Genomic DNA, 25,812 nt, shown 5'->3' with positions numbered 1-25,812 from the left:
CGGGTACCCTCGAGCCGCTGACGCCGCCAGCCGCGGGCGTGCTCGACAGTGTGCGCGGCTTCACCGAAAACGCCCGGCGCACGGCGGGGATCTGCACGGGTGCCTTTGTTCTGGCCGCGGCGGGCGTGCTCGACCATCGTCGCGCGACCACCCACTGGGCCTATGCCACGGCCCTGCAGGCGAACTACCCGGACATTGAGGTCGAGGACGACCGGATTTACATCGTCGATGGGCCGGTATGGACCTCGGCCGGCATGACCGCCGGGATGGACATGACCCTGGGGATGGTGGAGAAGGATCTGGGGCCCGAGCTCGCACGGTCGGTGGCACACCGGTTGGTCATGCATCAACGCCGCTCCGGCGGACAGTCGCAGCACTCCGAACTGCTGTCTCTGTCCCCCAAGTCGGACCGGATTCAAAGCGCCCTGGACTATGCCCGTCAGCACCTGAGCCGACCGTTGAGCGTCGAGGAACTGGCCGAAGTGGTGCACCTGAGCCCACGGCAGTTCACCCGCGTGTTCACCGCCGAGACCGGACAGTCGCCGGCCAGGGCCGTGGAGAGCCTGCGGCTGGAAGCAGCGCGACTGATGATCGAGCAGAGCCGCCACAGCCTGGACGTGGTGGCCCGGGAAACCGGCTTCCGGGACCGGCGCCACATGCGGGAGGTATTCATCCGCGGCTTTGGCGTACCGCCGCAGGCGGTGCGGCGCGATGCCCGGCGGGTCGGCTGAACAGACACCCACCACACCCTCCCCGCCCCTTGTAGGAGCAGGGATTGCCCGAGAAGAACGATAACGTGGTTCGACGGATAGACCGCATCATCGTTCTTCGCGGGCAAGCCACGCTCCTACAGGTGGCCAGTGTTGGGGGTTATTTACGCGGTTTGGCCCGCGCCGTCGCTTCCGCCACCAACGGGTCATCCGGCCAGTAGTGCTTGGGATAACGGCCCTTGAGGTCCTTCTTCACTTCGGCGTAGGTGCTGCGCCAGAAGTTCGCCAGATCCTGGGTCACCTGCACCGGCCGCCGCGCCGGCGACAGCAGGTGCAGCTTGACCACCTGCCGGCCACCGGCAATTCGTGGCGTCTCGGCCAGGCCGAACAGTTCCTGCAGGCGCACCGCCAGAATCGGCGGTTGCTCGCTGTAGTCGAGTCGGATCGACGAGCCCGACGGCACGCTCAGGTGATGCGGGGCGAGTTCGTCCAGGCGCGGTGGCAACGGCCAGGGCAGCAGATTGTGGACAATGCTCGCCAGTTCCAGGTTGGCGAAATGACTGAGCCGCGAAACCCGCCCCAGGTACGGTGCCAGCCAGTGTTCCAGGCTCGCCAGCAGAGCCTGGTCGCTGACGTCCGGCCATTCGCTCTGCCCCTTGTCCGCCAGGTCGAGCTGACGCAGCAGCGCCACCCGTGCCTGCCACTGGCGCAGTTCCGGGGTCCAGGGCAGCAGTTCCAGCCCCTTGCGCCGCACCAGGTTGACCAGCGCCTGGCTGCGTGCCGCTTCGTCCAGGCCGGGTAGCGCTTCGCGACTCAGCACCAGTTCGCCGACCTTGCGCTGGCGCTCGGCACGCAACACGCCCTCGCGCTCATCCCAGTCCAGTTGATCGACATTGCTCACCTGCTCGGCCAGCACCGTGTCGAACAGTCCGGGATCGAATTCGGCGGCCAGGTAGATGCGCTCCTCGCGCTGACCCTGGCGGCTGCCGAGGTCAGCGATCACCAGCCAGGGCTGCTTCATCAGGCTGTCGGTTTCGCTGAACATCGCCGCCCGGCCATTGGCCAGGCGATACTCCGCGCCGCCAGCGCGCCGTTGCTGGGCAACGCGGTCCGGATAGGCCAGCGCCAGCAGCGCGCCGAGCCAGCGCGAATGTTCGGGATCAGCCACCGGCTCGCTCGCCTGGCCACGCAGGTATCCCCGGTACTGCCGCGCCAACTGCCGGGCTCGTTGCACGCCACCCTGGCCGCCGCGAGCCGCCCGCTCCTCCCCTGCCAGCAAGGCCAGGCGACTGTGCAGGTCGGCACCACCGCCGCGCTGGATATCGCGCTCACCCAGCAGGGCCGCGACATCGCAGGCCATGCTCGCCAGGCCCAGCGCCTGGCCACGCAACAGCAGGTGGGCGATACGCGGGTGCGCCGGCAGTTCGGCCATCGCCTGGCCATGCCGGGTCAGGGTCGCCTGCTCGCCCGGCTTGGCCGCCAGCGCGCCGAGGCGCTGAAGCAGGTCTCGCGCCTGGGCATAGGCGGCGGCCGGTGGCACATCGAGCCAGACCAACTGATCGACCGACACGCCCCAGCGCGCCAGTTGCAAGGCCAGCCCAGCGAGGTCAGCCTGGAGAATCTCGGCGCTGCCATAGGCCGCCAACTGCTCATGCTGGGCTTCGGACCACAGGCGATAGCACACGCCCGGTTCCAGGCGCCCTGCCCGCCCGGCCCGCTGGGTCGCGCTCGCACGGGAAATACGCTGGGTGTCCAGGCGGGTCATGCCGCTGCCCGGGTCGAAGCGCGGTACCCGCGCCAGCCCGGCGTCGATCACTACCCGCACACCATCGATGGTCAGGCTGGTCTCGGCGATGTTGGTCGCCAGCACCACCTTGCGCTTACCTGGCGGAGCCGGCTCGATGGCCGCACGCTGGGCGGCCAGGTCCAGCTCGCCATGCAGCGGACACAGCAGGATGTCCGGGCGGGCGCCCAGGGCTTCTTCCAACTGCTGATGCACGCGGCGGATCTCGGCCTGCCCCGGCAGGAACACCAGCAGGCTGCCGCTTTCATCACTGACCGCTTCGAGCACCGTCTGCACCACCCGCGGTTCGATGAACTCGCCGGGCTGGAAAGGCCGGCCCCAGCGGGTCGTCACCGCAAACATGCGACCTTCGCTGCGCACCACCGGCGCATCCCCCAGCAGGCTGGACAGTCGTTCACCCTCCAGGGTCGCCGACATCAGCAGGATCTTCAGCGGCTGCTCATCGCGAAACATCTCGCGACCATTGAGGCTCAGGGCCAGGGCCAGGTCGGCGTCCAGGCTGCGCTCGTGAAACTCGTCGAAGATCAGCAGGCCGACGCCTTCGAGCGCCGGGTCGTCCTGCAGGCGGCGGGTCAGGATACCTTCCGTCACCACTTCGATCCGCGTCCCGGGACCGACCTTGCTCTCCAGACGAATGCGGTAGCCCACGGTTTCGCCGACCTTTTCCCCCAGCTCCGCCGCCAGCCGTTCGGCCGCCGCCCGGGCAGCCAGACGGCGCGGTTCGAGCATCAGGATGGTTTGCCCGGCCAGCCACGGCTCGTCCAGCAGCGCCAGTGGCACCCGGGTGGTCTTGCCCGCGCCGGGCGGGGCTTCGAGCACGGTTTCGTGGCGTTCGCCCAGGGCCTGACGCAGTGCAGGCAAAACTTCATCGATCGGCAAGGAAATCATGGTGGCTCCAGAACAGGCCGCCGAGTATAACGGCGAACCGAGCTGCATTAATCACGGTCTTATCCGTTGACCCTTGTATAGTTGGCCTTTCCCTCCAGGAGATCCTTGCATGCGTATTTCTTCGCGCGTTATCGGTGGCGTCGTGGTCGCCACCCTGCTGACCCAGTTGACCGCCTGTGGCTCGATCTTTTTCCCCGACCGCCGTGGCCAGATCGAAGGCAAGATCGACCCGCTGGTCGCCGGCCTCGATGCCATCGGCATCCTGTTCTACGTCATCCCCGGGCTGATCGCCTTCGGCATCGATTTCGCCACCGGCGCCATCTACCTGCCCAACGGCACCACCGCGCAGATCGCTCCGGAAAAACTCCATGAATCCATCGGCACCAATGGCCAGGTCGACAACCAGAAACTGCAGGCGATCATCCAGACCGAACTGGGCCAGAGCCTGCCGCTGAACGACCCTCGACTGATCCAGCACAAGGGCAGCCTGCAACAGCTGGCCCTGTATGGCCTGCATCCGTCCGCCTGATCCCCGCCCGCACAAGGACCGCCTTGCATGAGCAACAGCCCCGAACATGCTCGCCTGCTGCGCCTGGCCACCCGGGCCTCGGTGGCGGTCGCCAGTATCCTGATCGTGACCAAGGCCGTCGCCTGGTGGCTGAGCGGCTCGGTGAGCATGCTCGCCGGCTTGACCGACTCGGCGCTCGACGGCGTGACCTCGTTCCTCAACCTGCTGGCGGTGCACTATGCGCTGCGTCCGGCGGATGACGACCATCGCTACGGTCACGGCAAGGCCGAGTCGCTGTCCGGCATGGCCCAGGCGTTGTTCATCGCCGGCAGTGCGATCCTGATCGCGGTGCAGGCGGTGGAGCGGATCCGCCATCCGGAGCCGGTCGGGGCGCCCTGGCTGAGCATCGGCGTGATCATTCTGTCGCTGTTGCTCACCGCCGCGTTGCTGGTACTGCAACACAAGGTCATCCGCGAAACCGGCTCCACCGCCGTGCGCGCCGACTCGCTGCACTACCGCTCGGACATGCTGCTCAACGGCAGCATCCTGCTGGCCCTGGTGTTCGCCAGCCTCGGTTTCGCCCAGGTCGACGCCTGGTTCGGCCTGGGCATCTCGGCCTATATCCTGTGGAGTGCGATCCAGATCGGCCGCGAGAGTTTTGCCGTGCTGATGGATGAGGAACTGTCACCTGAAATCAGCCAGCACATGCTGGAACTCGCCAAGGGCGTGCCGGGTGTGCTCGGGGCACATGACTTGCGCACGCGGGTGTCGGGCAACCACTGGTTCGTGCAGTTGCACCTGGAGTTGCCGGGGGAATTGACGCTGTCGGTGGCCCATGGTCTGAGCGACCAGGCCGCCGATGCGATCAGCGCCGTCTACCCGAAGGCCGAAGTGCTGGTGCACGCCGACCCTCGGGAAGTGGTGAAACACCACGACTGATCAGTAGTTGACCTGGTAGCCGCGGCTGCTCAGGCAACTGCCCTGGGCCTGGCGGTAGGTCTGTACCACCGAAGGGTCCGGGGCATAAGTGGCCCGGGCCGGGTCGAAACCGCTCTGCTGCACGGCCCAGCGATAGCAATCCTCGCCATCGCGCTGCACCTGCTCCGGGCTCTGCCCGTTGGCCGGGTAGGCCACCACGTCATAGCCGTTGCCCGATGGTGCCGGCGCCACCTGCGGCGCGGCGGCGGGTGGATCGACCACCACGTAGTCCTGGGTGTCCTCCTGGTAGAGGTAGTAGGCGCCTGCCGCGAGGAAGAACAGCGTGCTGCCGACCCAGACCTCCCGCGCATAGTCGGGCAGGTAGCTGATACGGATCCCCCGCGGTGGTGCGACCACCACATAGCGTGGGCCCTGCGGGCGATACCAGTAACCGCCGGAGAAGAAGTAGTCCTGCCCGCGATACGGTACCCGCCAGTTACGGTCGGGGAAGCGGTCGACCACATAACCCGGCCGGTACTGCGGCCCAGGCCCCCAGCCATTGCCATGGCCGGACGGACGCCCTGGCCAGCGGTGGTCGTTGGGGTGATCGAAGTTGCCACCGGGACGGCCGTTGTAGCCGCCGGGCTGCCAGCCGGGGTTGTAGCCGTTGCGCCGGGGAATGTCCGAGTAGTTGCCGCGCAGCGGCTCCTGGGTCTGACGCACGGTATCGGGCCGGCCCTGGATCGGCAGATTGTTCTGCGGCTGCGGAGCCGGACGACTTTGCTGGTTGGGGTCGTTCTGTGGCGGACGCGGCTGCCACTGGCCACCGAAGTTCTGCTCGCGCCGCTCGAAGTGCGGGTTGTTTTCCGGGCGGGGCTGATTATTCTGCGGCTGGAACGGGGTCATCTCCGGGCGCGCCTGTGGCCGGGGCTCGGGCGCCTGGGGCCGGGGCTGCGGACGTGGCTGGGCATTCTCCGGACGCGGCTGATTGTTCCCCGGCCGCTCCTCATGACCACCCGGCCGCCCTTCGGGACCACGCTGGCCGCCGTTGAGATGGGGATGTTGCTGATTCTCGTCACCCCGATCTTCCGCCAGCGCTTGCGCACCAACGCTCATACAGAGCAAGCCAACACCTGCCAAACGCCAGATGCGCGATTTCATTCGGTTCCTCACTGCGGTTCAGGGCCTGACCATAAGACTGGGAAAGCGGATTCCGGTTCTGCAACACTTTATCAGTCACGCGACTTATTTTACGCCCAATAAAAAAGGGAGGCTCGTCAGCCTCCCTTTGGGGAATTTCGTCCGTGCTCGACGCTTTTGACGCCGGCTCACCTCGCACCGTCTTCTGGACAGTGTGTAGCCCGGGGGCCTGCACAACCCTGTGGGATTGCCGGCCGCGGAGCGCCTGATTCGGCGGGCCGCTGTGGACTCGATGTCCGGGCAGTGATTCGTGTTGCAGTGATTCTGGTGATAAGAATAGGCCGACAGCGGCGGCAGGCGATTGCGAACATTGCTCAAATAAACATGACTTGCGCAATATTTCTCTTCAGATAGATAATTCAGCGCAATAGTTATGATGAAGGCCAGAACCATGAGCAAACTCGACCGATACGACCTGAGCATTCTGGCGGAATTGCAGCGCGATGCCCGCATCTCCAACCAGGAGTTGGCCGAGCGTATCGGCCTGTCGCCCTCGCCCTGCTCGCGGCGGGTCAAACAGTTGGAAGACGACGGCTACATCTCGCGCCAGGTCGCGTTGCTGGACCGCAAGATGCTCGGCTTGAGCCTGACCGCCTACGTGCTGATCGGCATGGACCGGCACACCCCGGAACGCTTCGAGAACTTCGAGGCGGCGATCCGCAACCTGCCGCAGGTGCTGGAGTGCAGCCTGGTGACCGGGATGGATGCCGACTACCAGTTGAAGGTGGTGGTGGCGGACATGGATCACTACCAGAAGCTGCTGCTCGGGCACCTGACCCGTATCGAAGGCGTGACCAGCGTACGTTCCAGCTTCGTGCTCAACCAGGTGCTCAACAGTACCGAGTTGCCGTTGAATCACCTGCGCAGTTGAACTGACACCACGTCCTGCTTGTGCCGGGGGCGCCGAACCGTCGCGATCTTACCCTTGTAGGAGCGTGGCTTGCCCGCGATCGGGCGCGTAGCGGCCGCAAAACCTGGGCACAGGTTCCATCTGACACACCGAGTGAACCGAATGACGGCCGCTGCGTGCCCGATCGCGGGCAAGCCATGTTCAGGGTGGGGGGCTGAGGCAAACCGACGCAGGTCAATGCCGGTCGAATCCTCGCTGACGTATACTCGCCAAGCTTTTTACCCCCCGCTTGCGCTGGAGAGTCCCGATGGATCCTGCCGTTTTCGAAGAGTGGATGATGACCGGCCTGGTCAGCATCCTGATCATTTTCATGGGTTTCATCGTCTGGGACCTGGCGAAAAAGTCCAAGGCCGGACGCTTCGGCACGCTGATCCTGTTCTTCGTGCTGGGCCTGGGCGTTGCCGCGTTCGTGATCAAGAGCGTGGTGATCGGCCTGATCGAGTCCGGCTCGCTATAACCGCGCCGGGACATCCCTCCACTGGCCCTGGTCGAGCCCCTCAAGCGTCCAGTCACCAATCCTCACACGCACCAGACGCAGGGTCGGCAGGCCCACCGCCGCCGTCATCCGCCGCACCTGACGGTTGCGGCCTTCGCGGATGATCAGTTCCAGCCAACGGGTTGGAATGCTCTGGCGAAAGCGCACCGGCGGGTTGCGCGGCCAGAGCTGCGGCTCCTCGAGCAGCCGGGCCTGGGCCGGCAGAGTCATGCCATCGTTCAGCTCGACGCCCTTGCACAGGCGCTCGATCTGCTCGGCCGTGGGAATGCCCTCGACCTGTACCCAGTAGGTTTTCGCCAGCTTGTGCTTGGGGTCGGCAATGCGCGCCTGGAGCTGCCCATCATTGGTCAGCAGCAGCAGGCCTTCACTGTCGCGATCCAGGCGCCCGGCCGGATAGACGCCGGCCACGTCGATGAAGTCCTTGAGTGTCGCCCTTCCCTCACCGTCACTGAACTGGGTCAGCACATCGAACGGCTTGTTGAACAGGATCAGCCTGGGCTCGCTCGGTGGTGCCTTGGCGACACGACGGGGAGCAACAGGACTTTTCGCCGCTGAACGGCGGGCGACGGGGCGGGGGGGACGAGGCATGGTGAAATGGACATCTGAGAATCGGGAGTCGTCATGCTAGGGCGTATGGCGCATTAATTCCACAGGCGAGGGCCCAGACAGGACTTGATGATCGTTCCCACGCGCCGCGTGGGAACGCAGCCCGTGACGCCATGCGTCACAAAAGCGGACGCCGAGCGTCCAGAGAGGCATTCCCACGCAGAGCGTGGGAACGATCACAATTTTGTGTACGACAGCGGTACTGCAGGAGCCGGGCTTGCCCGCGAAAGCGTCAACATCGGCGACACCAGACTCCGCGGCCGCCCACGCCATCGATATCAGCGGAACGGCGGCTCGTCGAAGCTGCGCAGCTTGCGCGAGTGCAGCGAATGCAGTTCGGTACGCAACAGGTCCACCGCGGCGATGCCGATCTTCAGATGCTGGCTGACCGCGCGCTCATAGAACGCATTCGCCGAACCCGGCAGCTTGATCTCGCTGTGCAGCGGCTTGTCCGACACGCAGAGCAGGGTGCCGTACGGCACGCGCAGGCGATAACCCTGGGCGGCGATGGTGCCGCTTTCCATGTCCACGGCCACCGCGCGGGACAGGTTGATCAGCGGCCGCTCCTGGGCCCAGCGCAGCTCCCAGTTGCGGTCGTCGTAGGTCAGCACGGTACCGGTGCGCAGGCGCTTCTTCAGGTCGTCACCCTTGTCGCCGGTGACATTCGCCGCCGCCTCCTGCAGCGCCAGCTGCACTTCGGCCAGGGCCGGAATCGGGATGTTCGGCGGCACCACCCGGTCGAGGATCCCATCGCGACGCATGTAGGCGTGGGCCAGCACGTAGTCGCCGATGGTCTGGGATTGGCGCAGGCCGCCGCAGTGCCCGATCATCAGCCAGCAGTGCGGACGCAGCACCGCCAGGTGGTCGGTGATGTTCTTGGCGTTGGACGGACCGACGCCGATGTTGACCAGGGTGACACCATGACCGTCCGCCGCCTGCAGGTGGTAGGCCGGCATCTGGTAGCGGTGCCAGACCACCGCGGCCGCGACCGCCTGGGCCTCGGCGTAGTCCATGCCCTTTTCGATGATCACGTTGCCGGGCAACACCATGCGCACGAAACGCGGGTCATCGCGCAACTGCTCCAGGCCATGGAGGATGAACTGGTCGACGTAGCGGTGGTAGTTGGTCAGCAGGATCCACGGCTGCACATGGCGCCAGTCACTGCCGGTGTAGTGCACCAGGCGGCGCAGGGAGAAGTCGACACGGGCCGCGTCGAACAGCCCCAGCGGCAGCGGCTCGGCGCTTTCCCAGTCGTGCAGGCCGTCGGCGATATCGTCGGTGGCGGCGGACAGGTCGGTACTCGGGAACACCCGTGCCAGGGCCGCGGCGGTCACGCCAGAGCCGGCCAGTTCATCACCCTGTTCGACCACGTAGGGATAGGGAATGTTCTGTTCGCTGACGCCGACTTCCACCGTCACGGTGAAGTCGCGCATCAACGGCACCAGTTGTTCCAGCAGGTATTTGCGAAACGCCCGGGGTTGGGTGACGGTGGCGCTGTAGGTGCCCGGTAACTGGACCTTGGCATAGGCGCGGGTGGTCGTCGGTACCTCGCCCTGGTAGGTGTAGGTCAGGCGCAGCTCGGGGTAGCGAAACAGGGCGCGCTGCTCGGCGTCGGGTTCGACACGGTCCTTGAGGTAGCGCTTGAGCGCCTGGCTCAGGGCGGTGGTCGCACGCTCGTGGAGTTCGGCCAGGCGGTCGACGGCCTGTTCAGGGGATTGCACGACAATAAAAGCTTCGGTCACGGAGAGTATCCTGTCTTTTGATGTTGCAGGCCCTCATCTTGCCTGCAACCTCGTCGGACGGAAACATCGGCGTTTCGTTGCGTCTCCCGACTCGTCGACAGGCGCCGGTGGCGAGCGGGCTTGTCGGGACGCCGCACCGCCACACTCGGCTGCACAGCAGCCGCGAGGCCGGGATTGCTGTCTATCTGACACCATGCGTTGGCAGTTGCCACGACTGCTTCGCAGCCGAACGCGGCGGTGCGGCGTCCCGACAAGCCCGCTCGCCACGGTTCCGTTCAACTCGCCACAGCCGTCATCGCTCCGCTCATTCCGCCTGTACTGTCAGAAACCCTGCGGGGTCGAACGAGCGACGATGGCCTCGACATTCACCCCGCGCGGCAAGGTGCCGTAGACCAGGCCGCTGCCGCCCAGGCGCCCGGCGATGAAGCCGTCGCTGACCACCGAGTTGCCCGCCTCCAGCAGCAGCTTGGCCTGCAGGGCCAGGGCGATGTCCTCGGTCAGTTGCCGGGCGCGGTACTGGATGTCGCCGGTGTCGGCGAACGCCTGCTTGAGTTGCTCGATATGCCGGGCCAGGCGTTTGTCGCCATGACCGTCGCCCAGTTCGTCGAACAACACTTCGAGCACACCCGGCTCCTTCGACAACGAGCGCAACACATCCAGGCATTGCACGTTGCCCGAACCCTCCCAGGTGGAGTTCACCGGCGCCTCGCGATACAGCCGCGGCAGGATGCTGTCTTCCACGTAGCCGGCACCGCCCATGCATTCGGCGGCCTCGTTGATCATCGCCGGCGCCCGCTTGCAGATCCAGTACTTGCCCACCGCCGTGACCAGCCGGGCGAAGCCGGCCTCGCGCTCGTCGCCCAGGCGGTCCAGCGCCTGACCCATGCGCAGGCTCAGGGCCAGGGCCGCCTCGCTTTCCAGCGCCAGGTCCGCCAGCACGTTCTGCATCAGCGGCTGTTCGCTCAGCAGGCGTCCACCGACCAGCCGATGCGCACAGTGGTGGCTGGCCTGGGTCAGGGCCTGACGCATCAGGGCGCTGGAACCGACCATGCAATCGAAACGGGTCATCGCCACCATCTCGATGATGGTCGGCACGCCGCGCCCTTCCTCACCGATCATCCAGGCCAGGGCACCACGAAACTCCACTTCGCTCGAGGCGTTCGAGCAGTTGCCCAGCTTGTTTTTCAGACGCTGGATATAGAACTGGTTGCGGCTGTCGTCCGGGCGGTGCCGTGGCAGCAGGAAACAGGTCAGGCCCTTGTCGGTCTGGGCCAGGGTCAGGAAGGCGTCGCACATCGGCGCCGAGCAGAACCACTTGTGCCCCACCAGCTCGTACGGTTGGCCGGGGCCGGCGGCGCCCACCGGATAGGCACGCGTGGTATTGGCACGGACATCGGTACCGCCCTGCTTCTCGGTCATCGCCATGCCGATGGTGGCCCCGCGCTTGTGGGCGATGCCGACATTGCGCGGGTCATAACGGGTACTGAGAATGCTCGGCAGCCACTGCGCGGCGATGTCGGCCTGCAGTTTCAGCGCGGGGACACAGGCGAAGGTCATCGTCAGCGGGCAGCCGGTGCCGGCCTCGGCCTGGCTGTGCAGGTAGGTCATCGCCGCGCGGGCCACGTGGGCGCCGTCCTGCGGGTCGGTCCAGGGCAACGAGGGCAACCCGTGCTCGATGGCGGTACGCATCAGCTCGTGGTAGGCCGGATGAAATTCCACCAGGTCCTGGCGATGACCATAACGGTCATGGCTGACGAATACCGGCTTGTTCTGGTTGGCCTGAAAACCCGCCTCCATCAGCGGCCCACCGGCCAGCGCACCGTACTCGTCGATACGGGCCTGCGCCCAGCCGGCCCCCAGGCGTCGCGACCACTCCTGCAGCGGCAGGTCGATGCGATAGAGGTTGGCGCCATCGAGCGACGGCGGCTGGTTGGTGACTTCGTGGGTTTCGGCGTACTGATGGAGATTCATCAAGGCATGCTCCTGCAGGAAGTACCTGGAAACCCAGTGAATCACGCGCCACAGCGGGAAAAAAGTGGCATATACGCCTAAATGCCGGCGCTTTCACCCTCCACCGCACTCAATAGCCGCCGCGCCAGGACACTCTGCAATTCCTCGAAACGCACCGGCTTGTGCAGGTGGTCGGTGACACCGCAAGCCCGGCAGCGCTCCTGCTCCACGCCATTGACCAGGCCGGTCAGCGCCAGGATCGGCACCTGTGCGCCGCGCACCTGCTCGCACAATACCTGCGCCCCCTGCGGGTCGGCAGCACCATCGAGCAGCAGGGCGTCGACACTGCCCTGTCGCAGCACGTCGATGGCCGCGCGTGGGGTGTTGGCGGTCAATACCCGATAGCCGAGCTTGAGCAGCATGCCCCTGACCACCAACTGGCTGACGTCATTGCCGTCCACCAGCAACACCGTGCACTCCTGCGGCTTGCGCGGGGTCGTCAGCGACCGGGCAGGCCGCGGCGCCGACACCTGCACATCGACCTCGATCTGGAAGCGGCTGCCCATCCCCGGTTCGGATTGGTGAGTCATGCGCCCACCCAGCAGTTCGACCAGTTGCCGGCAGATCGCCAGGCCAATGCCCAAGCCGCCGTACTCGCGAGTCATCGACCCATCGAGCTGGAAGAACCGCTGATACAGACTGGCCTCGTCCAGATGGGTGAAACCGATCCCGCTGTCGATCACGGCAAAGGACAGCGTCAGATGCCCGGGCTCGGAAGAATGGCCGATCACCCGCAACACCAGCCCACCTTCGCGGGTGAACTTGACGGCATTGTCCACCAGGCATTCCAGGCACTGGACGATTTTCGTCGCGTCGCCGTGGAGGTTGTCGGGCAATTCGTCAGCCACTTCGACGGTGAAATGCAGCCCCTTGTTCAGCACATTGCCGGCGAACTGTTCCTGCAGGCCATTGAGCAGCCCTCGCAGGCTGAAAGCCTGCGGGTACACCTTGAGCCGCCCGGCCTGCAACTCGGTGAGGGTGAGCAGGCCATTGACCATGCGCATCATGTCCCGCGCCGAACCGGCGGCCGTCTGCTGGTACTGCTCCAGTTCCGGGCTCAGGTCCACGGTCTGCATCAGTTCCAGCGAACCGATCACACCGTTCATCGGCGTACGCAGCTCATGGGTGACCGTCGCCAGGAACTCGTCCTTCAGGCGATTGCTGTTGGCCAGTTCCCGGTTCAGCACTTCCAGTTTCTGCCCGGACTCCAGCAGGGTCTGCGCCTGCTGTTCGCGCATGGCATTGATCCGGTCGGCCAGGGCCAGCGACAACAGGCCGACCTCCAGGGCCGAGCCGATCTGGCTGGCGTACATGGTCAGGAACATGTTCGGCAGATAGCCCAGCACCATCAGGGTGTTGACCAAGCCGCCCAGCAGGAACGCCGACCAGGCGATGATGAAGTAGCGGGCCACCCGCTGACCGCGATACCAGGCACGGACCCCGGCGAAGAAGATGGTCACGGTGAAGACCAGGGCCAGCGCCGTTGCCAGGCGCAGGGCCAGCGCGTAGCCGCTCATCAGCGACAACGCCATCACCAGTACACCCACGGCCATCAACAGCAGCAACAGGCGATCCAGCCAGCGACTATGGACGGCCGTAGTCAGGAAACTGCGGGCAAACTGGCAGCCGAAGAAGCCCGCCGAGCCGATCAGGAATGGCGTCGCGGCATTCGCCCACCAGGGGTTGTTCGGCCAGAAGTACTGGACCGCCGCACCGTTGACCGACAACTGGTAGAAGCCGAACGAGGCAATGTAAAAGATGTAGTAGAGATAGCTGGTGTCGCGCACGCTGAGGTAGATGAACAGGTTGTAGACCAGCATCCCCAGCAGCACGCCATAGATCAGCCCCAACACGTACAGACGTACCGGTTGCTCTTCCAGATAGGCCTGGCTCGACCACAGGCTCAGCGGCGCCTGGACCGAACCCGCGGTTTGCAGGCGCAGGTAGACGGTCTTGCTTTCGTTGGGGGCGAAATCCAGCTCGAACAGGTAGTTGTTCTGCTTGATCGGTCGACTGGCGAAGGGCAGTTCATCACCGGTACGCTGGTTCAGACGGTATTCACCGCTGGCGTCCGGCAGGTAGAGATCGATGTGATCCATCGGCGGGTAGGCCAGTTCCAGCAGCCAGGTTCGCCGTGCCTCGGCATTTTTCGGCTTGTAGGTCAGGTCGACCTTGAGCCAGAACGCCGATTGCGAATAGCCGGCGTTGAGCGCGTCCTTGTCGTGCTGACGAAAGCGGCCGGCCATGGCAGGCGAGACAATATCCGCGATAGCGGCCTGACCGCCCACGTCCTCGAACACTTGCATGACCCGGCCCAGGGGCAGGCTCTGAGTGGATTCATCAAACTCGACTGCGCTCGCCATCAGCGGCAGCCAGCTCAACAACATCATCAGCAAATAGCGCATACAGCCCCAGCATGGCCATTCCGGTCGCGTCAGGAGCCCCCATTCCCTTGAGACGACGTGATGCCGCATAGCCTGTTATTCGTTTGGATCCACTCTAGCATAGCCACTGATGGCTAAAAAACACCATTGCAGTATTTAGGCAAATCGCTCTAGAACGGGCATTTGCGCGATTGAATCGCATTTGTGAGTCATCCTTATCGACCACGTCGGACAAACCTTCAGGGCAAAAATGCAACGCTGCGTGGACGATTCCGAACAAAGCGATTGGTGGTAAGCTCGCGCCCCATGAATATCTACAGCTCTCGTCCCGTTGTTCTCTGCCTTTCCGGACACGACCCCAGTGGCGGTGCCGGCCTCCAGGCGGATATCGAAGCCCTGCTCGCCCAGGGCTGCCATGCCGCTCCCGCAGTCACCGCGCTGACCGTGCAGGATACGGTGAATGTCAGCGATTTCCGCGTGCTCGATCGCGGGTGGGTGTTGGCCCAGGCCAATGCGGTGCTCAACGATTCGACGGTCGCGGCGGTCAAGCTGGGTATGCTCGGTTCCCTGGAAATGGTCGACACCGTGGTCGAACTGCTCCAGGCGCATCCGCACCTGCCAATGGTCTGCGACCCGGTGCTGCGCGCCGGCGGCGGCGGCCGGCTGGGCAAGGACGAGGTCGGCTACGCCATGCGCGAACGCCTGCTGCCCCTGGCGAAGATCGCCACTCCCAACCTGCCCGAAGCGCGTATCCTGGCCGAACTGCCCGAAGGCAGCGCCGATGAGTGCGCACAAAAGCTGCTGCCGTACTGCCAGTACCTGCTGATCACCGGCGGCCATGGCGAAGAAGAACAGATTCACAACCGCCTGTACGGTCGCGACGGCAGCCGCCAGACCTTCAAGTGCCAGCGCCTGCCCGGCAGTTATCACGGTTCGGGCTGCACCCTGGCGAGCGCCCTCGCCGGTCGCCTGGCCCAGGGCGAGCACTTGGTCAGCGCCGTGCAATCGGCCCTGGACTACACCTGGCGCACCCTGCGCGACGCCGAACGACTCGGCCAGGGGCAGTTCGTGCCACGCCGCCTGCCGCTGGATTTCTGCTCGTAATGCCCCACCCGTAATGCTTTGAGGCCGAACCGATGAAACTACGTGGTCTGTATGCCATCACCGACAGCCAGTTGCTGGCCGGCAAGCTCCTCGCCTATGTCGAGGCCGCTCTCGAAGGTGGCGTGACGCTGCTGCAGTATCGCGACAAGAGCACGGACGACGCCCGTCGCCTGCGCGAGGCCGAGGCCCTGCTCAGACTCTGCGAACGCTACGGGACCCAACTGATCATCAACGACGACGCCGAGCTCGCCGCGCGTCTCGGGGTTGGCGTGCATCTGGGGCAGACCGACGGCCCCCTGACCCCGGCCCGCGCCCTGCTCGGCAGCCGGGCGATCATCGGTGCCACCTGCCATGGGCAGTTGGAGCTGGCCGAACAGGCCGCCCGGGAAGGTGCCAGCTACGTCGCCTTTGGCCGTTTCTTCAATTCCAATACCAAGCCCGGTGCACCGGCGGCCAACATCGCCCTGCTCGAACGGGCCCGCCCTGCGCTGCACCTGCCGATCTGCGTGATCGGCGGAATCACCCTCGACAATGCCGCGCCGCTGATCGCCCAGGGTGCCGACCTGCTGGCGGTGATCCATGGCCTGTTCGGCGCAGAAAGCGCCCAGGACGTGACACGCCGCGCGCGCGCCTTCAATGCCCTCTTCACTTCATGATTTCCGAGAGCCCGACCATGTCCCGTTCCGAAACGCTGTTTGCCAATGCCCAGAAACACATTCCCGGTGGCGTGAACTCGCCTGTTCGGGCGTTCAAGAGCGTCGGCGGCACCCCGCTGTTTTTCAAGCACGCCGAAGGCGCCTACGTCACTGACGAAGACGACAAGCGCTATGTCGACTACGTCGGTTCCTGGGGCCCGATGATCCTCGGCCACAGCCACCCGGACGTACTCGACGCCGTGCGCAAGCAGTTGGAACACGGTCTGTCCTACGGTGCGCCGACCGCCATGGAAACCGAAATGGCCGACCTGGTCTGCTCGATCGTGCCGTCGATGGAAATGGTGCGCATGGTCAGCTCCGGCACCGAGGCGACCATGAGCGCCATCCGCCTGGCCCGTGGCTACACCGGTCGCGACAGTATCATCAAGTTCGAAGGCTGCTACCACGGCCACTCCGACAGCCTGCTGGTCAAGGCCGGTTCCGGCGCCCTGACCCAGGGCGTACCGAGTTCCGCCGGCGTGCCGGCGGCGTTCGCCAAACACACCCTGACCCTGCCGTTCAACGACATCGACGCGGTGGCGAAGATGCTTGGCGAAGTCGGCCAGGAGGTCGCCTGCATCATCGTCGAGCCGGTTGCCGGCAACATGAACTGCGTGCCGCCGGCACCTGGCTTCCTCGAAGGCCTGCGCAGCCTGTGCGACCAGCACGGCGTGGTGCTGATCTTCGACGAAGTGATGACCGGTTTCCGTGTCGCCCTCGGCGGCGCCCAGGCCCACTACGGCGTGACCCCGGACCTGAGCACCTTCGGCAAGATCATTGGCGGCGGGATGCCAGTAGGTTGCTTCGGCGGCAAGCGCGAGATCATGTCGCGTATCGCCCCGCTGGGCCCTGTCTACCAGGCTGGTACCCTGTCCGGCAACCCGCTGGCCATGGCCGCCGGCCTGACCACCCTGCGCCTGATCAGCCGGCCGGGCTTCCATGCCGAGCTGAGCGACTACACCACGCGCCTGCTCGACGGCCTGCAGCAGCGCGCCGATGCCGCCGGCATCCCGTTCGTCACCACCCAGGCCGGCGGCATGTTCGGCCTGTACTTCAGCGGCGCCGACGACATCGTCACCTTCGAGGATGTCATGGCCAGCGATGCCGAGCGCTTCAAGCGCTTCTTCCACCTGATGCTCGAAGGCGGCGTGTACCTGGCGCCAAGTGCCTTCGAAGCCGGCTTCACCTCCATCGCCCACGGCGAAACCGAGCTGAAACTGACCCTGGACGCCGCCGAACGGGCCTTCGCCGCACTGAAATAAGCGCTGCGCTCCGTGACAGAGCCGACGCCGGGCCCGACCGGCGTCGACTTTCCCGCCTGAACTTTCAGGGTGGACTCGCGTCATTCCCTCCATGACCGGCAAAACCGGGCGATATAACGCCCGCGCAGCAGAAAAACGAGTAAAGACTTTGTAAGGTGGCCCCCGCTTATTTCATAATGCGCGCCATACACATCCCCTGGCCGGGTACGCCCGCCCTTCAGAGGTACGTCGATTCCCATGAACCGCACCGGCCGCGCCCTTTCATTGGGCTGCCTGTTGCTCCTTCAGCCCCTGCTGGCACACGCCGGCGGCAACTCGTTGTTGATCCCGGCAATGGGCCGTTGCACGCTCAATACCCAGCCGCAGGATCTCGCCGAGGCCCTGAGCGCCTGCGAACAGGCGGCCAAGGGGGGCGACGCGGAGGCGCAATACGAGCTGGGCGAGTTCTACTACGACGGCAAGAACGCGCCACGCGACCTGAACAAGGCCCTGAGCAACTTCGAACTGGCCTCCCTGCAGGGACACGCCCAGGCCCAGTTCCAACTCGGCACCATGTTCTACAAGGGCGAGGGCGTGCCGGCCAACAACGTCCAGGCCTATATCGTGCTGAAGATGGCGGCGGTCAACGGTGCCGAGGATGCGCTGGACGTTGCCGACGAAGTCGCGGCGCAGATGCCGCGGGACGAACTGGAGATGGCGACCCAGGTGTTGGGACAGATCTTCCGCAAGTACCTGCTGGAACTGCAGACCGCCGACGGGCGCACGCCCTTCTCGCCACTGCCCTGAGCCCACCGCCCCTGCGGGAGAGTCCTGGGTTGCGGGCCACTTCGCGGCGGTTCGACACCTCGGTAAACCCGGCTTGCACGATCATCGTGGGAGCCGGCTTGCTGGCGATGGCGTCGTGTCAGTCGACCAAGATGCTGGCTGACAGGTCGCTATCGCCAGCAAGCCGGCTCCCACAATGACCGTTATTTCTCGGGTATCGGCATCGGAAACGGCGTGACGTTGCCCATGCCCCGCGCCTCGCTGATCTTCGGCGTACCCAGGCGCTCGACCTCGTCGATCCGCACGATCGAGTGCATTGGCACGAAACTGCGCACCACGCCCTCGAACTGCGCCTTGAGTTTTTCCTCCCCCGGATCGACCACCAGTTGCGTGCGCTCGCCGAAGACGAACTCCTCGACCTCCAGGAACCCCCACAGATCGCTCTGATAGATCTGCTTGGCGTACATTTCGAACACCTGGCCCTGGTTGAGGAAAATCACCTTGTAGATCGGGGTTTCACGTTTGCTCATGGTGGGCGGACAACAAATCGGGGCTATGGAAAGAGGGCGCGAACTATAGCATAGCCGCCGGACGCGCAATGCTAGGAAGCGACCGCGATGCCCCTTATAATGCGCGGTTCTTTGAATCACGTGACGACACCCGCCCATGGCCAAGAAGCTCTATATCGAAACCCACGGTTGCCAGATGAACGAGTACGACAGCTCGCGCATGGTCGACCTGCTGGGCGAACATCAGGCCCTGGAAGTCACCGCCCGCGCCGAAGACGCGGATGTCATCCTGCTCAACACCTGTTCGATCCGCGAACGTGCCCAGGACCGGGTCTACTCCCAACTGGGCCGCTGGCGCGAGCTGAAGGAAGGCAATCCGGACATGGTGATCGCCGTCGGCGGCTGCGTCGCCAGCCAGGAAGGCGAGGCGATCCGCAAGCGCGCGCCGTATGTCGACGTGGTCTTCGGCCCGCAGACCCTGCACCGTCTGCCGGAAATGATCGATGCGGCACGCGTCACCCGCCTGCCGCAGGTGGACATCTCGTTCCCGGAGATCGAGAAGTTCGACCACCTGCCCGAGCCGCGCATCGATGGCCCCAGCGCCTACGTTTCGGTGATGGAGGGCTGCAGCAAGTACTGCACGTTCTGCGTGGTGCCCTACACCCGTGGCGAAGAGGTCAGCCGGCCCTTCGACGACGTGATCGGCGAAATCATCCACCTGGCCGAGAACGGCGTGCGTGAGGTGACCCTGCTGGGGCAGAACGTCAACGGTTATCGCGGTGTCACCCATGATGGCCGGCTGGCCGACCTGGCGGAACTGATCCGGGTGGTGGCGGCCGTCGACGGCATCGAGCGTATCCGTTACACCACGTCGCACCCGCTGGAGTTCTCCGACAGTCTGATCCAGGCCCATGCCGAGGTACCTGAGTTGGTCAAGCACCTGCACCTGCCGGTGCAATCGGGCTCGGACCGGATTCTGGCGGCGATGAAACGCAATCATACGGCACTGGAATACAAGTCCAAGTTGCGCAAACTGCGGGCCGCCGTGCCGGGCATCTGCATCAGCTCGGACTTCATCGTCGGCTTCCCCGGGGAAACCGAGAAGGACTTCCAGCAGACCATGAAGCTGATCGAGGACGTCGGCTTCGACTTCTCCTACTCGTTCGTCTACAGCCAGCGCCCCGGTACGCCAGCGGCGGACCTGCCGGACGACACCCCGGAAGAACTGAAGAAGGAGCGCCTGAACGCGTTGCAGCACCGCCTGAACCAGCAGGGCTTCGAGATCAGCCGACAAATGGTTGGCTCGATCCAGCGCATCCTGGTGACCGACTATTCGAAAAAGGATCCGGGCGAACTGCAGGGACGGACCGAGAATAACCGTATCGTCAACTTCCGCTGCGACAATCCACAGTTGATCGGCCAGTTCGTCGACGTCCACATCGATTCCGCGCAGCCACACTCGCTGCGTGGCTCGATGTTGCAGTAGACGCCTGCGTGCCGCTGAATCACCCCCTGTGGCGAGCGGGCTTGCCCGCGCTGGGGCGCAATGCGCCCCCAAAACCTGTCACCGCGACCTGCCAGGCGAAACGCGGAATCGGGCTTTACGGCCGCCTTGCAGCCGAGCAGGGCGGTGCGGCGTTCCGACAAGTCCACTCGCTAAGGGTGGGCGCCGTAAAGAAGAAGGGACGTCTGTCAGACGGAAGCGCTTTCGTCCCCAGGCTGCTAGCGTTATCCTTGAATTCATCTCCATTGCCGTTGGGCGGCTGATAAACGACCTTGAACGCACCCATAGAACCCCATCGCTTCATCCTCGAACCTTTCGAGGCCCATCGTTTCGCCAATCTGTGCGGGCAGTTCGACGAGCATTTGCGCCTGATCGAACAGCGCCTGGCCATCCAGATCCGCAACCGCGGCAATCAGTTCGAACTGATCGGCGACCCCAAGCTCACCACTTCCGCAGAGAACCTGCTGCGCCGCCTCTATCGGGAAACCAAGGGCACCGAGCTATCGCCGGACATGGTGCACCTGTTCCTGCGCGAATCGACTGCCGACGACCTGGAAAACAACCCGGTCGCCGAAGCCTCGGTGGCCCTGCGCACCCGCAAGGGCATGATTCGCCCGCGCGGCCTGAACCAGCAGCGCTACGTGAAGGAAGTGCTGGCCAACGACATCAACTTCGGCATCGGCCCGGCGGGTACCGGCAAGACCTACCTGGCGGTGGCCTGCGCGGTGGACGCTCTGGAGCGCGAGCAGGTGCGGCGGATCCTGCTGGTGCGTCCGGCGGTCGAAGCTGGGGAAAAACTCGGCTTCCTGCCGGGTGACCTGGCCCAGAAGATCGACCCGTACCTGCGCCCGCTGTACGACGCGCTGTATGAAATGCTCGGTTTCGAACACGTGGCCAAGCTCATCGAGCGCCAGGTGATCGAGATCGCCCCGTTGGCCTACATGCGCGGCCGCACGCTGAACAACAGTTTCATCATCCTCGACGAGAGCCAGAACACCACCGTCGAGCAGATGAAGATGTTCCTGACCCGGATCGGCTTCGGCTCGACCGCGGTCATCACCGGCGACATCACCCAGGTCGACCTGCCACGCGGCACCAAGTCCGGCCTGGCCCATGTCATCGAAGTGCTCAAGGACGTGCCGGGCATCAGCTTCACCCACTTCCAGCCCAAGGACGTGGTGCGCCATCCGCTGGTGCAGCGCATCGTCGAAGCCTACGAGCGTTTCGACAAACGCAGCGAGCCCGCCCCGGCCAGGGACAGCCAAGCCGATGCTTGAACTCGACCTGCAACTGGCCACTGACGCCCCCGCCCCGAGCGAAGCCCGGTTCCGCGCCTGGTGCGCCCTGGCCCTGCGCCAGCGCAGCGCCGATTCGGAACTGACCATCCGCCTGGTGGATGAGGCCGAAGGGCGCGAACTGAACCGTACCTGGCGCCAGAAGGACTACGCGACCAACGTGCTGTCCTTCCCCGCCGACGTGCCGGACGAACTGCTGGATATTCCCCTGCTGGGAGATCTGGTGATCTGCGTTCCGGTGGTCGCCCGCGAGGCGGCCGAGCAAGGCAAGGCACTGGAGGCCCACTGGGCCCATCTGGTCATTCACGGCTGCCTGCATCTGTTGGGTTACGACCACATCGATGACGAGGAAGCCGAGGAAATGGAAGCGCTGGAACGAGAGTTGCTTGCTGAACTGGGTCATCCCGACCCCTACGCCGATGACGAACACTGATCACTCAATCACCAAGGGAAACGAGTAAATCGCTATGAGCGAAGACCGATCGAGCAACGGGCAGAAGTCCTGGCTGGGTAAACTGACCCAGGCTTTTGCCCATGAGCCGAAAAACCGCCAGGAGTTGCTGGAGCTGCTGCGCGAAGCCCACCAGAACAAACTGCTGGACAGCGAAGCGCTGGCCATCGTCGAAGGCGCCATCCAGGTTGCCGACCTGCAGGTACGCGACATCATGGTCCCGCGCTCGCAGATGATCAGCATCAAGGCGACCCAGACACCCCGCGAATTCCTTCCCGCTGTCCTCGATGCCGCCCACTCGCGCTATCCGGTGATCGGCGAAAGCCATGACGACGTCATGGGCGTCCTGCTGGCCAAGGATCTGCTGCCGCTGATCCTCAAGGAGAACGGCGAGGGCTTCAACATCAAGGACCTGCTGCGCCCGGCGACCTTCGTTCCCGAGTCCAAGCGCCTGAACGTGCTGCTGCGCGAGTTCCGCGCCAACCACAACCACATGGCCATCGTGATCGACGAGTATGGCGGCGTGGCGGGCCTGGTGACCATCGAGGACGTGCTGGAACAGATCGTCGGCGATATCGAGGACGAGCACGATGTCGAGGAAGACAGCTACATCAAACCCCTGCCCAGCGGTGACTTCCTGATCAAGGCGCTGACGCCGATCGAGAACTTCAACGAGTTCTTCGACAGCGAATTCTCCGACGACGAGTTCGACACCGTCGGCGGCCTGGTGATGAGCGCGTTCGGCCACCTGCCAAAGCGTAATGAAACCACCGAGATCGGCGCGTATCGTTTCCGTATCCTGAATGCCGACAGCCGTCGGATTCATCTGATCCGCCTGACGCCCATCAACCGCTAAGGACTGAAGCTCCCTATGCTGCGCTTAACCCGTCCCGGCTGGCCCGGTAACCTGCTGGCCGTGGCGGCTGGCGCGCTGACCACCCTGGCCCTGGCGCCGTTCGATATCTGGCCCCTGGCGTTGCTGGCGGTCGGCCTGTTCTATGCCGGCCTGCGCGAACTCTCGCCGCGCCAGGCGCTATGGCGCGGCTGGTGTTTCGGTTTCGGCCTGTTCGGCGCCGGTACCAGTTGGATCTACGTGAGCATCCACACCTACGGCGGCGCCTCGGTGCTGCTGGCGGGCCTGCTGATGCTGGCGTTCATCGCCGCCATCGCCTGGTTCTTCGCCCTGCCCGCCTGGCTCTGGGCGCGCTGGATACGCCGCAATGAAGCCCCCCTGGCCGACGCCCTGGCCTTCGCCGCCCTGTGGGTTGCACAGGAAGCCTTTCGTGGCTGGTTCCTGACCGGTTTCCCGTGGCTCTACTCCGGCTACAGCCAGTTGAACGGCCCACTGGCCGGCCTCGCTCCACTGGGTGGGATCTGGCTGATCTCCTTCGCCCTCGCCCTGACCGCCGCCCTGCTGTACAACGCCCGGCGCCTGCTCAAGGGCGGGCGCAAGGCCTTCATCGCCGCGGGCATGGTGCTGCTCGTCGGCCCCTGGATCATCGGCCTGGGGCTCAAGCATCACGCCTGGACCAGCCCGTCGGGCGAGCCGCTGAGCGTCGCCGCGATCCAGGGCAATATCGAACAGAGCATGAAGTGGGATCCGGCGCAGCTCAACGCCCAGTTGGCGCTGTATCGCGACATGAGCTTCAGTTCCAGACGGGTCGACCTGCTGGTGTGGCCAGAGACAGCCGTGCCGGTACTGAAGGAGTCCGCCGAGGGCTACCTGTCGATGATGGGCAATTTCGCCGCCGAACGGCATTCGGCGCTGATCACCGGCGTGCCGATTCGCCAGGTCGTGCATAACGAAAAACGCTACTTCAACGGCATCGTCGCGCTCGGTGAAGGTGACGGCATCTACCTGAAGCAGAAGCTGGTGCCGTTTGGCGAATACGTTCCGCTGCAGGATCTGCTGCGCGGACTGATCGAATTCTTCGACCTGCCGATGTCCGACTTCGCCCGCGGCCCGTCCGACCAGCCACTGCTGCAAGCCAAGGGCTACCAGATCGCACCGTTCATCTGCTACGAGGTGGTCTACCCGGAGTTCGCCGCCAGCCTGTCGGCACGCAGCGACCTGCTGCTGACCATCAGCAACGACACCTGGTTCGGCACCTCGATCGGCCCGCTGCAACACCTGCAGATGGCCCAGATGCGTGCCCTGGAAGCCGGACGCTGGATGATCCGCGCCACCAACAACGGCGTGACCGGCTTGATCGACCCATTCGGCCGGATCAGCGTGCAGATTCCGCAGTTCGAACGCGGCATCCTGTATGGCGAAGTGGTGCCGATGCACAACCTGACGCCATATCTGCAATGGCGGTCGTGGCCGTTGATCATCCTCTGCGGGCTGCTCTTCGGCTGGGCGCTGTTGGCCAGCCGGATTGCCAAGACCGTCTGAAAGCACCGCGGCCTCTCCCGACGCCGAACTGACTTTCTAGGGCGAGCGGGCCTTTTGGGGTGAACAGGCGCCTCGGGGCGAAGAGGCTTCCTGTGGCGAGCGGGCTTGCCCGCGCTGGGCTGCCAGGCAGCCCTGAAGCCTGCCGACTCGTTGTACCTGATGCAACGCGCTCGCTGGTTTTGGGGCCGTTTCACGCCCCAGCGCGGGCAAGCCCGCTCGCCACGATACCCATGCGGGCATGCTCCATGGCCTGGACAGGCAAAAGCCGGCTCAGTAAAAAAGCCGGTAGCCCACCTGCCCCACCGCCTCGTTGATCAACTGCCCGCTACGCCAGATCGCCTTGAACTCCGGCAGCCAGCCACCCAGCGGGCTGGCGTTGTCACGCCCCAGGAAGCCGACCGGCGCCGGCACCACGGTGAAACCGGCCCGCTCGAAGCTCCAGACCGCCCGCGGCATGTGCGCGGCATGCGTGACCACCACCACCCGCTTGATCCCCAGCGGCGCCAACAGCTCGTGGCTGAACAGGGCATTTTCCCAGGTCGTGGTGCTGCGCTCTTCCAGCCAGCGCACCGCCACCCCGGAGTCGTCACGCATCGACTCGGCCATCAACGCCGCCTCGCTGGGCGGTGTGCCGTAGTGCAGGCCGCCACTGGTCAGCACCGGCAGGCCCGAAGCCTTGGCCAGTCGCGCCGCATAGCGCTGGCGCTCCAGGCCGATGCCGGTCGGCTGATCGCCGCCCCAGGCCGAATCGCCACGCTCGCGCCCCGAGCCCAGCACCACGATGACATCGGCGCGCTGCGCCAGCCCCGCCCATTCGCCACGCTCCAGCGCTGGTACGGTTTCGAGGGCGCGTGCCGACCATTCGACCACCACTGGCAGACTGATCAGCCAGAACCCGCCGAAACCCAGGGCAAAACACACCGCCGCCAGCCGCGGTCGACGCCGTCGCAGCCACCAGGCCAGGGCCAGCAACAGCAGCAACAGGCCGGGCGGCAGCAACAATTGTTTTAGGATGTAGCGAACAGGCATCGGGCACCTCCAGAAGATGCCCGAAGCCTAAGTGGATCAGGAGCAATCAACAACCTTGCGGGTCCTTGGCCCGAAAAGCAGGTCAGGTCAACGACAGACAACAGGATGCAGCCGGGCGGACCTCATTTGGTCCGAAATGACTTGAACCGCGCCGAATACAGCTTGGGCGCCCTGTCCTTCAACCAGATGATCTCGGCTGAATGCATCTCTTCCCTGGGGTGTGAAACGGTTGCGTCAGACGCGTGCACGCCGCGACCACTCAGGTCCAGATAGGCCCTGATCAGTTCGAACTCGGCGCGGCTCAGGCCCCGCAACTCCAACTCGGCAGGCCGCTCGTCACGCAGGCGGACTGCCGTTCTCGCGACGTCCAGGGCAAGCCCAAGGCGTGTGATCAGACGTTCGTACAGTTCGGGATCAGTTACATTTCGCTGCGACTCCACCATCCGTTCACCTCATTGAAGATAAGTATCACTTCCCCCTCCATGAGCTTAGCGGCGCCCGGCCAACCAGCCTGCCGCCGCGACCAACGGCCTTTGTCGCGCAATCAGGGTTTCCCTCGGCAGAGCGGCGTCATGTATGCTACGGGGCTTCCTGTAACTCCACTTCCAGCAGCACCCGCACGGTGCG

23 protein-coding genes are annotated in these 25,812 nt (G+C 64.9%); 14 read left to right on the top strand and 9 right to left on the bottom strand.

Features of this window, described 5'->3' with window-relative positions; translation table 11 throughout:
* Positions 1-731, top strand: a 731-nt coding sequence (locus K675_RS0108885) for a GlxA family transcriptional regulator (RefSeq protein WP_017903164.1), incomplete at its 5' end; no start/stop codon positions are given.
* 139 nt (positions 732-870) lie between these two features.
* Here K675_RS0108885 and hrpB read toward each other — a convergent pair.
* Entirely contained in the window at positions 871-3,402 is a 2,532-nt protein-coding gene (hrpB, locus tag K675_RS0108880; protein WP_017903163.1) for an ATP-dependent helicase HrpB, read from the bottom strand.
* Positions 3,403-3,511: 109 nt separating this feature from the next.
* Between hrpB and K675_RS0108875 the strand changes: the two genes are divergently transcribed.
* Together K675_RS0108875 and K675_RS0108870 are read left to right on the top strand one after the other, a co-directional pair.
* Positions 3,512-3,931: a hypothetical protein gene (locus K675_RS0108875; protein WP_017903162.1), complete on the top strand. Its 420-nt coding sequence runs from the start codon at positions 3,512-3,514 to the stop codon at positions 3,929-3,931.
* Between the two features lie 27 nt (positions 3,932-3,958).
* Positions 3,959-4,849, top strand: a complete 891-nt coding sequence (locus K675_RS0108870; protein ID WP_017903161.1) for a cation diffusion facilitator family transporter — start codon at positions 3,959-3,961, stop codon at positions 4,847-4,849.
* Here K675_RS0108870 and K675_RS0108865 read toward each other — a convergent pair whose 3' ends face one another.
* Positions 4,850-5,989: a DUF6515 family protein gene (locus tag K675_RS0108865; protein ID WP_017903160.1), complete on the bottom strand. Its 1,140-nt coding sequence runs from the start codon at positions 5,987-5,989 to the stop codon at positions 4,850-4,852.
* Between the two features lie 430 nt (positions 5,990-6,419).
* Here K675_RS0108865 and K675_RS0108860 point away from each other — a divergent pair, with 430 nt between their 5' ends.
* Together K675_RS0108860 and K675_RS0108855 are read left to right on the top strand one after the other, a co-directional pair.
* Positions 6,420-6,899, top strand: a complete 480-nt coding sequence (locus tag K675_RS0108860; protein WP_017903159.1) for an Lrp/AsnC family transcriptional regulator — start codon at positions 6,420-6,422, stop codon at positions 6,897-6,899.
* A gap of 286 nt (positions 6,900-7,185) precedes the next feature.
* A complete protein-coding gene (locus K675_RS0108855) occupies positions 7,186-7,395 on the top strand; it encodes a DUF2788 domain-containing protein (RefSeq protein WP_017903158.1) in 210 nt (69 codons plus the stop codon).
* Here the strand turns inward: K675_RS0108855 and K675_RS0108850 are convergent.
* The 4 genes from K675_RS0108850 to K675_RS0108835 all read right to left on the bottom strand — a co-directional run bounded on the left by K675_RS0108850 (position 7,390) and on the right by K675_RS0108835 (position 14,197).
* On the bottom strand, positions 7,390-8,022 hold the full coding sequence (locus K675_RS0108850; protein WP_020481044.1) for a pseudouridine synthase: 633 nt from the start codon (positions 8,020-8,022) through the stop codon (positions 7,390-7,392). The two genes, K675_RS0108855 and K675_RS0108850, sit on opposite strands and share 6 nt — an antisense overlap.
* Before the next feature lie 296 nt (positions 8,023-8,318).
* Positions 8,319-9,782, bottom strand: a complete 1,464-nt coding sequence (gene amn, locus K675_RS0108845; RefSeq protein ID WP_017903156.1) for an AMP nucleosidase — start codon at positions 9,780-9,782, stop codon at positions 8,319-8,321.
* A gap of 321 nt (positions 9,783-10,103) precedes the next feature.
* On the bottom strand, positions 10,104-11,753 hold the full coding sequence (locus tag K675_RS0108840) for an acyl-CoA dehydrogenase family protein (RefSeq protein ID WP_017903155.1): 1,650 nt from the start codon (positions 11,751-11,753) through the stop codon (positions 10,104-10,106).
* 77 nt (positions 11,754-11,830) lie between these two features.
* Positions 11,831-14,197 carry a hybrid sensor histidine kinase/response regulator gene (locus K675_RS0108835; protein ID WP_017903154.1) on the bottom strand — a complete coding sequence of 789 codons (2,367 nt, stop codon included), beginning with the start codon at positions 14,195-14,197 and terminating at the stop codon, positions 11,831-11,833.
* Positions 14,198-14,482: 285 nt separating this feature from the next.
* On the opposite strand from K675_RS0108835, the gene K675_RS0108830 reads away from it, so the two are divergent.
* From K675_RS0108830 to K675_RS0108815, 4 genes are all read left to right on the top strand, one after another.
* Positions 14,483-15,280, top strand: coding sequence for a hydroxymethylpyrimidine/phosphomethylpyrimidine kinase (locus K675_RS0108830; RefSeq protein ID WP_017903153.1), 798 nt, complete (start codon positions 14,483-14,485; stop codon positions 15,278-15,280).
* A 32-nt stretch (positions 15,281-15,312) separates the two neighbouring features.
* The gene (thiE, locus tag K675_RS0108825; protein WP_017903152.1) at positions 15,313-15,936 is read left to right on the top strand and encodes a thiamine phosphate synthase; all 624 of its coding nucleotides are present in this window, start codon (positions 15,313-15,315) and stop codon (positions 15,934-15,936) included.
* A 17-nt stretch (positions 15,937-15,953) separates the two neighbouring features.
* Positions 15,954-17,237 (top strand): glutamate-1-semialdehyde 2,1-aminomutase, encoded by a 1,284-nt coding sequence (hemL, locus tag K675_RS0108820; protein WP_017903151.1) that lies wholly within the window; start codon positions 15,954-15,956, stop codon positions 17,235-17,237.
* Positions 17,238-17,474: 237 nt separating this feature from the next.
* Positions 17,475-18,023: a tetratricopeptide repeat protein gene (locus K675_RS0108815; protein WP_017903150.1), complete on the top strand. Its 549-nt coding sequence runs from the start codon at positions 17,475-17,477 to the stop codon at positions 18,021-18,023.
* 182 nt (positions 18,024-18,205) lie between these two features.
* On the opposite strand, the gene K675_RS0108810 is transcribed toward K675_RS0108815, so the two are convergent.
* Positions 18,206-18,532, bottom strand: a complete 327-nt coding sequence (locus tag K675_RS0108810) for a DUF1820 family protein (protein ID WP_017903149.1) — start codon at positions 18,530-18,532, stop codon at positions 18,206-18,208.
* A gap of 136 nt (positions 18,533-18,668) precedes the next feature.
* Here K675_RS0108810 and miaB point away from each other — a divergent pair, with 136 nt between their 5' ends.
* The 5 genes from miaB to lnt all read left to right on the top strand — a co-directional run bounded on the left by miaB (position 18,669) and on the right by lnt (position 24,156).
* Positions 18,669-19,997: a tRNA (N6-isopentenyl adenosine(37)-C2)-methylthiotransferase MiaB gene (gene miaB / locus K675_RS0108805; RefSeq protein WP_017903148.1), complete on the top strand. Its 1,329-nt coding sequence runs from the start codon at positions 18,669-18,671 to the stop codon at positions 19,995-19,997.
* 290 nt (positions 19,998-20,287) lie between these two features.
* A complete protein-coding gene (locus tag K675_RS0108800) occupies positions 20,288-21,292 on the top strand; it encodes a PhoH family protein (RefSeq protein WP_017903147.1) in 1,005 nt (334 codons plus the stop codon).
* The gene (gene ybeY, locus K675_RS0108795; RefSeq protein ID WP_017903146.1) at positions 21,285-21,743 is read left to right on the top strand and encodes an rRNA maturation RNase YbeY; all 459 of its coding nucleotides are present in this window, start codon (positions 21,285-21,287) and stop codon (positions 21,741-21,743) included. The genes K675_RS0108800 and ybeY overlap by 8 nt, the downstream gene beginning before the upstream one ends.
* Before the next feature lie 34 nt (positions 21,744-21,777).
* Entirely contained in the window at positions 21,778-22,617 is an 840-nt protein-coding gene (locus K675_RS0108790) for an HlyC/CorC family transporter (RefSeq protein WP_017903145.1), read from the top strand.
* Between the two features lie 15 nt (positions 22,618-22,632).
* A complete protein-coding gene (gene lnt, locus K675_RS0108785; protein WP_017903144.1) occupies positions 22,633-24,156 on the top strand; it encodes an apolipoprotein N-acyltransferase in 1,524 nt (507 codons plus the stop codon).
* A gap of 270 nt (positions 24,157-24,426) precedes the next feature.
* Here lnt and K675_RS0108780 read toward each other — a convergent pair whose 3' ends face one another.
* Together K675_RS0108780 and K675_RS0108775 are read right to left on the bottom strand one after the other, a co-directional pair.
* A complete protein-coding gene (locus K675_RS0108780) occupies positions 24,427-25,185 on the bottom strand; it encodes a YdcF family protein (protein ID WP_026145045.1) in 759 nt (252 codons plus the stop codon).
* Positions 25,186-25,307: 122 nt separating this feature from the next.
* Positions 25,308-25,628, bottom strand: coding sequence for a hypothetical protein (locus K675_RS0108775; protein WP_017903142.1), 321 nt, complete (start codon positions 25,626-25,628; stop codon positions 25,308-25,310).
* Between the last annotated feature and the right edge of the window lie 184 nt (positions 25,629-25,812).

This window comes from Pseudomonas fuscovaginae SE-1, assembly GCF_000364705.1.
Classification (GTDB): domain Bacteria; phylum Pseudomonadota; class Gammaproteobacteria; order Pseudomonadales; family Pseudomonadaceae; genus Aquipseudomonas; species Aquipseudomonas fuscovaginae_A.
This window is presented reverse-complemented; position numbering and strand designations above follow the sequence as displayed.